The organism is Alistipes sp. 56_sp_Nov_56_25 (assembly GCF_001915285.1).
GTDB lineage: Bacteria > Bacteroidota > Bacteroidia > Bacteroidales > Rikenellaceae > Alistipes > Alistipes shahii.
Genome location: NZ_MNQF01000003.1, coordinates 160,372 through 172,762, shown reverse-complemented (window position 1 = coordinate 172,762; position 12,391 = coordinate 160,372). Strand labels below are relative to the sequence as shown.

General features: G+C 61.2%; 8 protein-coding genes. 2 read left to right on the top strand and 6 right to left on the bottom strand.

Annotated features, from left to right (window positions below):
• Positions 1-98: 98 nt before the first annotated feature.
• From BHV64_RS02520 to BHV64_RS02500, 5 genes are all read right to left on the bottom strand, one after another.
• Positions 99-641 carry a DUF4251 domain-containing protein gene (locus BHV64_RS02520; RefSeq protein WP_015547766.1) on the bottom strand — a complete coding sequence of 181 codons (543 nt, stop codon included), beginning with the start codon at positions 639-641 and terminating at the stop codon, positions 99-101.
• Between the two features lie 180 nt (positions 642-821).
• Complete coding sequence (gene uvrA, locus BHV64_RS02515) at positions 822-3,638, bottom strand: excinuclease ABC subunit UvrA (RefSeq protein WP_118406456.1); 2,817 nt, start codon at positions 3,636-3,638, stop codon at positions 822-824.
• A 196-nt stretch (positions 3,639-3,834) separates the two neighbouring features.
• The gene (locus tag BHV64_RS02510; protein ID WP_195285636.1) at positions 3,835-5,328 is read right to left on the bottom strand and encodes a BACON domain-containing protein; all 1,494 of its coding nucleotides are present in this window, start codon (positions 5,326-5,328) and stop codon (positions 3,835-3,837) included.
• A 339-nt stretch (positions 5,329-5,667) separates the two neighbouring features.
• The gene (locus BHV64_RS02505; protein WP_217727164.1) at positions 5,668-6,429 is read right to left on the bottom strand and encodes a nitrilase-related carbon-nitrogen hydrolase; all 762 of its coding nucleotides are present in this window, start codon (positions 6,427-6,429) and stop codon (positions 5,668-5,670) included.
• Positions 6,430-6,434: 5 nt separating this feature from the next.
• On the bottom strand, positions 6,435-8,246 hold the full coding sequence (locus BHV64_RS02500; RefSeq protein WP_288115543.1) for a CocE/NonD family hydrolase: 1,812 nt from the start codon (positions 8,244-8,246) through the stop codon (positions 6,435-6,437).
• 168 nt (positions 8,247-8,414) lie between these two features.
• Here BHV64_RS02500 and BHV64_RS02495 point away from each other — a divergent pair, with 168 nt between their 5' ends.
• Together BHV64_RS02495 and BHV64_RS02490 are read left to right on the top strand one after the other, a co-directional pair.
• Positions 8,415-9,263 carry a CvfB family protein gene (locus BHV64_RS02495; protein ID WP_022062465.1) on the top strand — a complete coding sequence of 283 codons (849 nt, stop codon included), beginning with the start codon at positions 8,415-8,417 and terminating at the stop codon, positions 9,261-9,263.
• Positions 9,250-10,014 (top strand): class I SAM-dependent methyltransferase, encoded by a 765-nt coding sequence (locus tag BHV64_RS02490; protein WP_022062466.1) that lies wholly within the window; start codon positions 9,250-9,252, stop codon positions 10,012-10,014. The genes BHV64_RS02495 and BHV64_RS02490 overlap by 14 nt, the downstream gene beginning before the upstream one ends.
• Positions 10,015-10,049: 35 nt before the next feature.
• On the opposite strand, the gene BHV64_RS02485 is transcribed toward BHV64_RS02490, so the two are convergent.
• On the bottom strand, positions 10,050-12,056 hold the full coding sequence (locus BHV64_RS02485) for a hypothetical protein (protein WP_288115539.1): 2,007 nt from the start codon (positions 12,054-12,056) through the stop codon (positions 10,050-10,052).
• Between the last annotated feature and the right edge of the window lie 335 nt (positions 12,057-12,391).

The window sequence follows — 12,391 nt, the reverse complement described above, 5'->3', positions numbered from 1 at the left end:
GCCCCGCCTGAGGCGGGGGTTCGGGGATCGCCGGAGCGGCAAACGGACAGCGCAGCGGATACGGCTGCCCGGGATGGGTCCGACAAAATGGATTTACGTCAATAGAGCTGCGAAATCGAACCCGTATACTGCACGGGGTTATACCACGGATTGGTGATCGTCAGCGTAGCCCCGCCCGTGCGGGAGAAGATTTCGAAGGTGAACGTGTAGGTCGACGCCGAGAACAGCGAGGTCGAGAAGGTCACCATCCAGCCTTCGTGCGTCTGCTCGGTGATATAGCCCTGCAAATCGGAAACGGTGTAATTGATGATCGTCACATAGTAAGGCGGCACGTAACCCTTGATGTAGGGAAGCGTGATGTCCGCCGTTCCATCCCACATGCCGACGTTGAACGCGGGGTTCATAATCTGGCGCATCGGACCTGCGGGCTGACGCTGGAAGGTCGTCGGGTTGAACTGGAAGTTGCGCGACAGCACGAGCGAGTCCATGAACTTCTCGTAGTTGGCAATACGTTCCGCACGGCGTTTCTCGCGCACCTCGCGGCGTTCTTCCTTGGGCGACAGCACTTTTTTCTGTCCGATCACGGTAACGGCCGCCGCACAGAGCAGCAGGCCCACAACGATAATGACTGTTTTTTTCATAGCACATAAGGTTTGTTACGGCTATGAAAGCAAGTTTTGTGCCGAAAGCGGGATCATGGGCCACTTTCCGCGTCCGGACCACCGTTACCGTCACGGGCGTCGGCGTTTGCATACGCCGTCCTCCCTCGGGACGAGTTTCAGGGCCTCACGGCAGAGCGCCCCGCCGGACAGACGGAGACGCTACAACCCCAGTTTTTTGAGGAACTGACCCGTGTAGCTGCCCTCGCACTGCGCCACCTCGTGCGGCGTGCCCGCGACGATGATCTCCCCGCCGGCCGCCCCGCCCTCGGGACCTATATCTATAATATGGTCGGCGACCTTGATGACATCGAGGTTGTGTTCGATGACGATGACCGTATTGCCGCGGTCGACGAGCTTGTTCAGCACCTCCAGCAGCAGACGGATGTCCTCGAAATGAAGCCCCGTCGTAGGCTCGTCCAGGATATAGAGCGTGCGGCCCGTGTCGCGCTTCGAAAGCTCGGACGAGAGCTTGATGCGCTGGCTCTCGCCGCCCGACAGCGTCGTGCAGGGCTGCCCGAGCGTCAGGTAGCCGAGGCCCACCTCCTGAATGGCCCGGAGTTTCTGGTAGATATTGGGGATGTTCTCGAAAAACTCCACGGCCATGTTGACCGTCATGTTCAGCACGTCGTCGATATTTTTGCCCTTGTACTTCACTTCGAGCGTCTCGCGGTTGTAGCGGTGGCCGCCGCACGCCTTGCAGCGCACGTAGACGTCGGGCAGGAAGTTCATCTCGATGGTCTGCACGCCCGCCCCGCGGCACTCCTCGCAGCGGCCGCCCTTGACGTTGAACGAGAAACGCCCGGCCTTGAAGCCGCGGATCTGGGCGTCGGGCGTCATCTCGAACAGCTTGCGGATGTCGGAAAAGACGTTCGAATAGGTCGCGGGATTCGACCGCGGAGTGCGCCCGATGGGCGACTGGTCGACAACGACCAGTTTGTCGATATGTTCGAGGCCCTCCGCCCCGTCGTACTCCAGCGGCTGGTCGAAGGAGCGGTAAAGCTCTCTGGCGAGAATCGGCCGCAGGGTTTCGTTGACGAGCGTCGACTTGCCCGAGCCGCTGACGCCCGTCACGCAGATGAACTTGCCCAGCGGAAATTCCGCCGTGACGTTCTTGAGGTTGTTGCCCCGCGCGCCGCGGATCACGATGCGCCCGCCCGTTCCCTTGCGCAACGTTTCGGGAATTTCGATCCGCCGGCGTCCCGTCAGGTAATCGGCGGTGATGGTGTCGGACCGGAGGATGTCGTCGAACGTCCCGGCGGCCACGATGTTGCCGCCCTTGCGCCCGGCGCGGGGTCCCACGTCGACGATGAAGTCGGCGGCGCGCATCATGTCCTCGTCGTGCTCGACGACGATCACCGAGTTGCCCGCGTCGCGCAGCTCTTCGAGGCTGCGGATCAGCCGCTGGTTATCGCGCTGGTGCAGGCCGATCGACGGCTCGTCGAGGATATAGAGCACGTTGACGAGTTTCGAGCCGATCTGCGTGGCGAGGCGGATGCGCTGGCTCTCGCCGCCCGACAGCGAACGCGACGAACGCGCCAGCGAGAGGTAGCCCAGCCCCACGTCCATCAGGAACCGCAGGCGTTCGCGGATCTCCTTGACGATCTCCTGGGCAATCTTCCACTCCTTCTCCGAGAGCTGTTTTTCGATGGTGGGAACCCACTCCGAGAACTCGGAAATCGACATGGCCGACACCTCGGCGATGTTCTTCCCGGCGACGCGGAACTGCAACGACTCCTTCCGCAGGCGCGAACCGCCGCAGACCGAACATTTGCGGTAGACGAGGAACTGGTCGCGCCACTTCTGGCCGTGCTTCGAATCGTCGTCCTCGGTGCGGCCGATGTACTCGGCCACGCCCTCCCACGAGAGGAACTGGCGTCCGCCCGAAGACGAGAACTCCTGCAGGTCGACCGTCAGCGGCTCGGAATCGCCGTAGAGCACGGCGTTCAGCGCCTCCTCGGAGAAACTTTCGACAGGATCGTCGAGCGTGAAATCGTAACGGCGGCCCAGCATCTCCAGAATGGCGAAAAGCATGTTGTTGCGGTACTTGCCCAGCGGTCCGACGGCCCCTTCGCGCAGCGAGAGGCGGGCATCGGGAATGATCTTCCCCACGTCGAAAACCGCCTCCTCGCCCAGTCCGTTGCAATGGGGGCAGGCGCCCTTGGGCGAGTTGAACGAGAAGGTGTGCGGCGCGGGGTCCTCGAAGGCCACGCCCGTCGAGGGGCACATCAGGTGGCGCGAGTAGAAACGCTGCTGCCCGGTCCCGTAGTCGTGGACGGCCATCGTGCCCTTGCCCTGGCGCATCGACTCCTTCAGCGAGGTCATCAGCCTTTCGCGGGACTCCTCGCTGACCACGAGGCGGTCGACCACCAGGTCGATGGTGTGTATCTTGTAGCGGTCGAGGCGCATGCCCGACGATATTTCGCGGATCTCGCCGTCGATGCGCGCATAGATGTACCCCTTCTTGGCCAGCGACTCGAACAGTTCGCGGTAGTGGCCCTTGCGGCCCTTGACGATGGGGGCCATCAGGGCGATCTTACGCCCGGCGAAGCCCGTGAGAATCAGCTCGGCGATCTGGTCGTCGGTATAGTGGACCATCTCCTCGCCCGTCACGGGCGAATAGGCCCGCGACGCCCGCGCGTAAAGCAGGCGCAGGAAGTCGTTGATCTCGGTCACGGTGCCCACCGTCGAGCGGGGATTCTTGTTGGTCGTCTTCTGTTCGATGGCCACCACGGGGCTTAACCCCGTGATCTTGTCCACGTCGGGACGCTCCATCGTCCCCACGAACTGCCGCGCGTAGGTCGACAGCGTCTCCATGTAGCGCCGCTGCCCCTCGGCGTAGATCGTGTCGAAGGCCAGCGACGATTTGCCCGACCCCGAGAGGCCGGTGACGACTACCAGTTTGCGGCGCGGAATTTCGAGGTCCACGTTCTTGAGGTTGTGAACCCGGGCGCCCAGTATTTTGATCGTATCTTCCATTTCAGGTATGTAAACGTGCGGAACGTCCGGTTTATTGGATCGCAAATCAGCAACGTGCAAAGATACGTTTTTTTTCAATACATTGTCTTCTCCGCAGTTGTCGCGGTCAGGGTTCCGACGCTGAAAAAACGAAGTCCGCCCGAATGCCTTGCGGCATTTCGGACGGACTTTACACGAATCACCGGTATTAACGCCCCTACTCGTAGGTCTGGAGGATATACCAGTTATCGGAAGGATCCTCCGGGAACGACACGTCGATGCGCGTAGGATACCCTTCGGCGTCGAATTGGTAGGTCAACGCACCGTCGGCATCCGCATGTTCCGACATCAGGTGCTTGCAGGAGACGCCGAGCACGCCGATCCACTGGCCCAACTGATCGAAAACATCGGAAGAGCCGAATATATCGGGCGTAACGATCGGATACATGTAGCCACCCTTGTTCTCCCGGGCCGAATAGCTGTACGTGCTATGGTCCGTCTCGCGGGTGATAATATCTTCCTGGTTGAAAATGCCGTCGCCGTTATGGTCGTGATGGTAATATTTATGCCCGTCATACTCATCATAACTGCCGTCACAGGTGTGCACGCTCTCGGAATAAGTGCTCACCACATTCCCGTTCACCCACGTGGCATTGCAAAACCCGTCGAGTTTCCCGGCATTGTCCGTCATCCGATAGGAGACCAGCTGCCTCTGGTTGTTATAAGTATAGTATATCTTATAGAGCACGACGCCTTTGTGCTGAATAACCGAAGAGCGGGCCAGCCCCGCCGCATTGAGCGTATAGGTAACCTTAAACACGCCCGGCTCTCCGAGGGTTTCGCCGCCTTCGAACTGATACCAGACTTTGCCATCCTCGTAATTGATCGGAATTTCCAGCGTCAGGCCGCCCTGTGAAATCTTAATCTTCGACATCCGCCGATTCGCATCGTAACTGTATTCGATGGCGCCGTTTCCCTCCGTAGGTTCTTTCGACTCGACCCTTTTGATCTTCTTATCCGCCGACGCCGGGGGAGTTACGAAACGCTGCTCGTCGAGTTCCGCCGTGGAGGGAGTTCCGCCGGTCGGGGCGATCGTCATGGAGGCTTTGCCGTTCCCCACGTCGCTGATGGTGATTTTGCCGAAATCGCTCAACGTGAGTTCGTGCAGATCGGCAGCAACGGAATAGGCGCCCGACAGCAGGTAGATATTATTCTCCGCAGCCCGGGTAAAGGGCGTTTTGGATAAAAACGTATAAAGGCCGTCGGTTGTGAACTCGAGCGAAACATAGTTCGAACTCTCCGCAAAAGTCCACACTTTGGCGATAGCCTGCTTCAGTTTGGCCTCGGTATCGGGATATTGCTCCTTCCCGGCGGCTGCCTGCGTGACATCAATCGTCGCCTTTTCACTCCCGGCCGTCACCGTAATCACCGCCGGCGTCGGAGCTGTTTCCGACGTATTGGGATCGGCGGAAACCGTAAACTGACCCTCCCCCGCAGCGACCTTGCACCAGCTTTGCGAAGACTCGGCTTTCCACGCCGGTTGATTGGTGACGACCTTTACGGTGAAGGTCTCCGTCGCCGCGGCCGTAAAGGCAATCGCAGTTTGGGGACTGACCGACAAAGTCGCTTTATCCGGAGCCGGATCGTCCTTCTTGCATCCCGACAGCAGCACTGCCGCCAACAGGAACGATGTAAAGATTTTGGATTTCATACGCATTTTTTTATTGGATGAGAGTGATTTCGAGATACGACACGACAAAACACAACAACCCCTTGTCAGAGTCATTATATAATCGCGGAAAGCCGGATTCAGAAATTCAACCGGAACAGCGCGAGGGGGGGGTAAGTCGATCGACAGCCGAGAGCCAATGGGGAAGAAATTTACCTCCCGTTTCATTTTCCGAACGAAAACCCGTTCTATCGCTGTCAGATCGTTTCATAGCTGAAAACAAAGGTATTCAAATTCCGCTGAATTCAAAATAAATCAACGGAAATAATCGCCTGAAGGGCAAAATAACAGGCATTGGCGTCCCCCGCGCGCATGACACGTCTATTTCAAAACGAATTCGTCGGCATCCCGCCATGCGGGGAATTTCTCGCGGAACGCCGCCAGCGCCTCCGTGTCGAACACGCCTGTCAGAATTCGTTCCCCGCCGCCGGCTTCGGCCATCGTGCGGCCCTTGAAGTCGACCAACGCCGAATCCCCGGCGTAACGGGCCGCAGGGTCATCCCCCACCCGATTCGCCCCGGCCGCATAGCACTGGTTTTCGATGGCCCGGGCGCGCAGCAGCGTCCGCCACACTTCGCGCCGCGGCGCAGGCCACGAGGCGCAGCACAGAATGGCGTCGTAATCGCCCCGGCAACGGCTCCAGACCGGAAAACGCAAATCGTAACAGACGAGCAGCAGGAACCGCACGCCTCCGTATTCGACCACCGCACGGCTGTCGCCGGGCGTGTACTGGCGCGCTTCGCCGCCGGGTGCGAACAGATGGCGTTTATCATAGCCGATAAATTCGCCCGAGGGTTTCACGAAATACATCCGGTTGTAGAAACGTCCGTTTTCGGCAACGGCGACGCTGCCTGCGACCGCCTTGCCGTATCGGGCGGCCCAGCGGCGCAGGGCCGTGACGACCGCCCCGCCGGCCCCGTCGGCCACTCCGGCGGGATCGAGCGTGAAGCCCGTGGCGAACAGTTCGGGCAGCAGCACGACATCCGCTTCGGCGGCAGCGACCATCGGTTCGAGCCGCGCGAGGTTCCGCGCGGGCTGTTCCCAGGCGATGTCGCACTGGCAGAGGGCGATGCGGAGTTCCACGAAAATCAGAGCTTATAGACGGTCAGCGACGACGCGCGGTCGCGCTGGTGGAAAAGCGTCACCCGGCAGGGCACGAAATCCGACGCCGCACAGCGCCACAGGTCGACATACTGCTGGGGATTGCGCTCCGTGAGCGGGAACCACGAACTCTGCACCTGCACCATGATCCGGTGTCCGGCGCGGAAGGTGTGGGCGATGTCGGTCGTGCGGAAAGGCACGGTCTCGGGGTTGCCCGGCACGAAGGCTTTCGGACGCGCGAAGCCGTCGCGGTAACGGCCGCGCACCACGTCGCCGCGGACGAGCATCTGCATGCCGGCCTTTTCACCCTCGTCGGGGTAAACGTCGATCAGTTTCACGACGAAATCGGCATCCGAGGTCGAAAGGGCCACTTTCAGCGAAGCCTCGACCGGACCGGCAAGGGTCACGTCTTCCGCAAGCGGTTCGGTCACGAACGTCAGCACGTCCTTGCGGCCCTCCAGAAACCGCTGGTCGGCGATCATATACTCCTTGGGACGCCGCGTGCCGGAGGTTGCGATATACGGCACGGGGTCGGCAGGATCGGACGTATAGCTCGTCGAGGAGTTTTTCACCGTCGGTTTTTCGGTCGTGATGCGGCCGCCGTCGGCGAGGTAAAGAGTCAGTTTGCGGGCCTCGGAAGGCGTCCACCGCCCGAACGTATGCCAGCGGTTGTCGCCCGACGAGAAAGCCGCCACGGGCGGCAGCCGGTCGACCGTGTCGCGCGCCCAGAGGTAGCAGTCGAAAAAGGGCGCCTCGAAATGTTCCATATAGTAGGCTCCGGAGGCCTCCTCTCCGAAATCGAAGTCGCCCAGCGTACGCCCGTCGCCGCGCCATGCCCCGTGGGCCCACGGCCCGACGACCAGATGGAGCGGAGTCCGGGCGCTCTGGCGCAGGACGGCTTTGTAAAGGTTCCAGGCCCCGTAGCAATCCTCGGCGTCGAACGTGCCGCCCACGACCAGCATCGCGGGACGGATGTTGTAGCAGGCCCGGCGCGTGTCGCGCGCGCGCCACCACTCGTCGTAGTCGGGATGTTCGGCCATCTCCTCCCAGAACGCATTGGGTGCCAGCAGTTTCGTCAGGTCAGCCCGCGTGGGGCGCTCCGTGAGGAAGAACGTGCGTTCGTCGGGCGAGATCGTCAGCCCGCGCCGCGGCATCTTGTCGGTCGGCTCGTGTCCAGCGGGCGTGTTCATCGAATTGAGGAACCGCACGGCGTCGCTCAGCATCAGCACGCCGTTGTGGTGCACGTCGTCGCCCATGTACCAGTCCGTAACGGGGGCCTGCGGCGAAACGGCCTTCACGGCCGGATGCCCGCTCAAACCGCCCATCAGGGCGTAGAATCCCGGGTAGGAGCATCCCGCGAAACCCACACGGCCGTTGTTGCCGGGAATGTTCTTCACCAGCCAGTCCACCGTATCGTAGCTGTCCGTCGTCTCGTCCACGCTGCCGAAGCCCGCGGGACGCACGTGCATGAACTCGCCCTCGCTCATGTAGCGGCCCCGGACGTCCTGCCGGACGATGATGTAGCCGCGGTCGACGTAGCTGCGCATGTAGCCTTTTTCGAAACTGCCGGGAAACTGTCCCTCGCCGTAAGGTCCCGTACCGTAAGGCGTCCGGAAAATGATTATCGGGGCCTTGCCGGGGGCCTTGGGCGTGAAGACCGAGGTGTGCAGGCGCACGCTGTCGCGCATGGCGATACGGTATTCGGTCTTGTCGTAAAGCGTGCTGACAGGCTGGGCGCACGCGGCGGCCGCTACCAGCAATCCCGCCCAGAGCAGGAACAGAAATCGGCGTAGTTTCATCATTTCGGGAGATTTTTACGTTTCGTAAAGATACGGTTTTTCGGCCAATCCGCAAAACTTTCGCTCCGCAAGCCGGCAAATCCGCCGCATCTTCCGGCAGTACGGCCCGCGAAGTTTGGATTCGGACGAAAATAAACGTACTTTTGCAGCGTATATACCGGAAAAACCATGTTGAAAGCAGGACGCATACAAACCCTCACCGTAAGCCGCGTATCGGAATACGGCCTATACCTCGCCGACGAGGAGCAGAACGAAGTGCTGCTCCCCAACCGCTACACTTCGCTGACGGACAAGGTCGGCGACCGGAAAGAGGTCTTCCTCTACCACGACTCGGAGGACCGCCTCGTGGCGACGACCGAAACGCCGCTGCTGCGCGAAGGCGAAGCGGGCTATCTGCGCGTGGTGGACAAGACGGCCCACGGGGCTTTCCTCGACTGGGGACTGCACGGCAAGGACCTGTTCCTCCCCAACCGCAACCAGCAGGGCGGCATCCTGGCCGGACACAGCTACATCGTCTACCTCTACGAAGACAACATCACGGGCCGCTGCGTGGCCACGACCAAACTCAAGAGTTTCATAAACAACGACCTGATCACGGTGAAACCCCGCGAGGAGGTCTCGCTGCTGGTGGCTTCGGAGAGTGAAATCGGCTTCCGCGTGATCGTCAACAACCGCCACTGGGGCATGATCTACCGCAACCAGATCTTCCGTCCCGTGGCCGTCGGCGACCGGCTGAAAGGTTACGTTAGGCGTATCACCGAGGACAACCGCATCGACGTGAGCCTCCAGCAGACGGGATTCGCACAGGTGAAGGACTCGGCGGAGGTGCTGCTCCAGCTGGTCCGCGACAACGGCGGATTCCTGCCCCTGAACGACGACAGCGCCCCCGAGGAGGTGACGCGCCTCACGGGAACGAGCAAAAAGGTTTTCAAACGCTCGCTGGGCATGCTCCTCAAGCGCGGCGCGGTCGAAGCCGGCGAAAAAGGCATCAAAATCCGGAAACATGGCGAAGATTAACACCGCGGAGCGCGTTTCGGCGGAAGCCTCGGACAATTTCGTTTTCCAGCGCTCGCTGCTGGCCTACCACGCCGCCTCGGCGCGCATCGCGGGCGACGTGCTCGAAATCGGAACCGGAGCCGGCTACGGCATCGAGGTAGCGGCGCCCCGGGCGCGGCGGTTCGTCACCGTCGACAAGCACGCCCCGGCGCCGGAGCTGCTCGACCGCCCCAACGTCGAGTTCCGGCAGGCAGTGGTCCCGCCGCTGGACTTCCCCGACCGAAGTTTCGACTGCGTGATCTCGTTCCAGGTGATCGAGCATATCAAACGCGATGCGGAGTTCGTGCGCGAAATACACCGGGTGCTGCGCCCCGGGGGACGGTTCATCGTGACGACCCCCAACGCCCCGATGTCGCTCACCCGCAACCCGTGGCACGTGCGCGAATACACGGCCGAACAACTCCGCAGGCTGCTCGCCGCACGGTTTTCGGAGATCGAAACCCTCGGGGTCTTCGGCAACGAAAAGGTGATGGACTACTATGCGGAAAACCGCCGCGGCGTCGAACGCATCACGCGCTTCGACATTCTCGACCTCCAGCACCGCCTGCCGCGCTGGATGCTGCAAATCCCCTACGACATCCTCAACCGCATGAACCGCCGCAAACTCCTCCGGGAAAACACCGGGCTGACGACCTCGATCCGCATGGACGACTACCGCATCGAACCGGTGGGAGACGGTTGTTTCGACCTGTTCTACATCGCGGTGAAATAAACGAGGGAGGTTTTCGGAAACCTCCCTCTCTTTTTCTATTCCAGCGTCACCCCGAGGCTCTGCCCCGCGCGGAGCCTCTTGCGGACGACCTCCCGCCCGTCCTGCGTCACGGCGACCTCCATCCCCTTCGCCGCACGGCGCACCTCGATGTCGAACGCCGAGCCGAAGGCGCGCACGTTGCGCAGGTTCATGCGGTCCCACGCCGCGGGCAGGCGCGGCGTCAGGGTAAACGACCGGAACCCCGTCGGACGGATTCCGAACACCCCTTCGGTCAGGATGCGGCAGTAAAGGCCGCTCTCGGCCGAAAGATGACGCTGGGAACCTTCGGGCCACGCCTCGATGGCGTAGGGAACATGGTCGCCCAGCAGGCGCACCCCGGAATAATAGGACAAATAGCCGGTGGCCTTCTCGGTCTCGCCCGAGGCGTAGACTCCGCGCAGGGCGTAGAGCGTCGACCGGTCCCAGAAGGTCTTGTCGCCCGACCGGGTCAGCAGGCCGTTTTCGGTCCACAGTTTCGGCGAAAAGAGCGCCTCGACGGTCGCCTCCTTCCGTTCGTCGATGCCGACGGTCAGCGGAATGCAGATCCACGCACGCAGACGGTCGTTGCCCGTATAATAACGATAGGTCTCGAAGCCCTCGACCATGCCCCCGAAATGGCGGTCGATGTTTTTCCGCAGCGCGGCGGCCTGACGTTCGTAGGCGGCCAGCTGCCGGGCGGGCTTATGCAGTTCGCGGCCCAGCATTGCGGCCGAGAGCAGCGCGTCGTAATAAAGCGACGAGGTGCACAGATTGGCGTCCCCGGCCGGGAAGCGGCCTTCCAGTTCGTCCGAATCGGAGGCCACCACACCGTCGCCGGTCAGCCGGCGGCGGCAGTACTCCAGACACCACTCCACCAACGGCCACACTTCGGCCGCTTCGGCGGCATCGCCGCGCGCCAGCGCATAACGCGCCGCACCGTAGGCGATCATGGCTGCATCGCCGCGGTCGCCCGCGCCGTTCCAGATGTCGGTTCCTTCGGCTATGATCGAACTGGGAATCGGCCGGTAGTCGGGATTCATGTAGCGGGCGAAATAGCCGAACGAGCAGAGCGCCGAGCGGTTGCCCCGGTCGTAGCCCAGGAAGGGGAAGAACGGGTTGATGTACTCGGCCTGGTCGTTGGCCCAGATCGCGGCATAGAAACGCTCGCCGCCGGGACCGTGCATCAGGCCGCCCTTGGTGTCGTAGATGCTCTCCGCAGCGCGGATTTTCGCAAAGGCGAACATGGCGTCGATCACGGGATCGGGGGTGTCCAGCACCAGATTGCGCTGCCATTCGGCCACCAGCGCACGGCGTTTGGCGCACTCCGCGTCGGCGTTCAGCGCCAAGGCTTCGTCCCCGGACCGGCGGCCGCTGAAAAAGGCCCCGAAAGCGACCTCGGCCCGCGGAGCGAGCATCAGCGCCGTGTCGCCGCAGATCTCGGCCACCAGTTCGTAACTGCCCTCCACGCCCTTTGCCGGAGCTGTCCGGATCACCGAACGCGCCCGGGGAATCTCAACGTAAAGCGGCTTCTCGCCCGTATTCTTCAGGATGTATTTTTCGCAGAAGGCAGCCTCGTCGACCGACGGGAAAAGGACACGCGTCAGCGAAAGCGAGCCTTTGACCGCCGTCCAGTCGCTCTCGACGGTCATCGTGCCGTCGAGCACGATCCGGCGGACCTTCTCCTGCTGAAGGCAATTCTCATTGACCGAGAGCATCAGGGGAACGTCCCACGCGAAACGCCGCATCAGCGAACCGTGCGTATTGTTCGGGATGGTGCGCAGCATCGGCCACACGATACTGCGTTCGAACCGGAAACTGCCGTCGGCGCCGACACCGTAGCGCAGGACGGCGGAAATCCGCAATCCGCTCATTTCGATATGGTCCCGGTGCGAATCGCCCTCGCGGACATTCCACACGATGGCCGTGCTGTCGGGAACCACCTCCCAGCGGGTTTGCGTACCGGCAAGGGCAGACGCCGTCAGGCAACAGAGAAAAGGCAGGAAAAAGCGGCTGATGCGGATCATGGAGTCGGGGTTTTCGTTTTTAAAATAAGTCGTATTATTTCGAATCGTAACAAAAATACGATAAAAAACGAACTCCGCAAAAAAACGACGGCGGCATATTCCACGGGACGCCGCCCGCCGGAGGAGGCAAAACCCTTTCACCGCAATTTGCAGCCGAGTTTTTTCCACCGCTCAAAACATTGGTTACCAACCATATAATAACACACGCACGATGTTTTGCCGATTTTTCTTTGTTTTTCTCGTTTTTTTTATACTTTTGCAAATCAGCCATAACGGGTTAACACCCCTTGAGGACAAATAATCCGTTGACAATTGGGAACTTAAAAATATTGTGA

What these genes read in the sequence shown, in the direction of transcription:
- uvrA (WP_118406456.1), bottom strand. Translation starts at nt 3,638, where the DNA reads ATGGAAGATACGATCAAAATACTGGGCGCCCGGGTTCACAACCTCAAG.
- BHV64_RS02510 (WP_195285636.1), bottom strand. Translation starts at nt 5,328, where the DNA reads ATGAAATCCAAAATCTTTACATCGTTCCTGTTGGCGGCAGTGCTGCTG.
- BHV64_RS02485 (WP_288115539.1), bottom strand. Translation starts at nt 12,056, where the DNA reads ATGATCCGCATCAGCCGCTTTTTCCTGCCTTTTCTCTGTTGCCTGACG.
- BHV64_RS02495 (WP_022062465.1), top strand. Translation starts at nt 8,415, where the DNA reads ATGTTGAAAGCAGGACGCATACAAACCCTCACCGTAAGCCGCGTATCG.
- BHV64_RS02490 (WP_022062466.1), top strand. Translation starts at nt 9,250, where the DNA reads ATGGCGAAGATTAACACCGCGGAGCGCGTTTCGGCGGAAGCCTCGGAC.
- BHV64_RS02500 (WP_288115543.1), bottom strand. Translation starts at nt 8,246, where the DNA reads ATGAAACTACGCCGATTTCTGTTCCTGCTCTGGGCGGGATTGCTGGTA.
- BHV64_RS02520 (WP_015547766.1), bottom strand. Translation starts at nt 641, where the DNA reads ATGAAAAAAACAGTCATTATCGTTGTGGGCCTGCTGCTCTGTGCGGCG.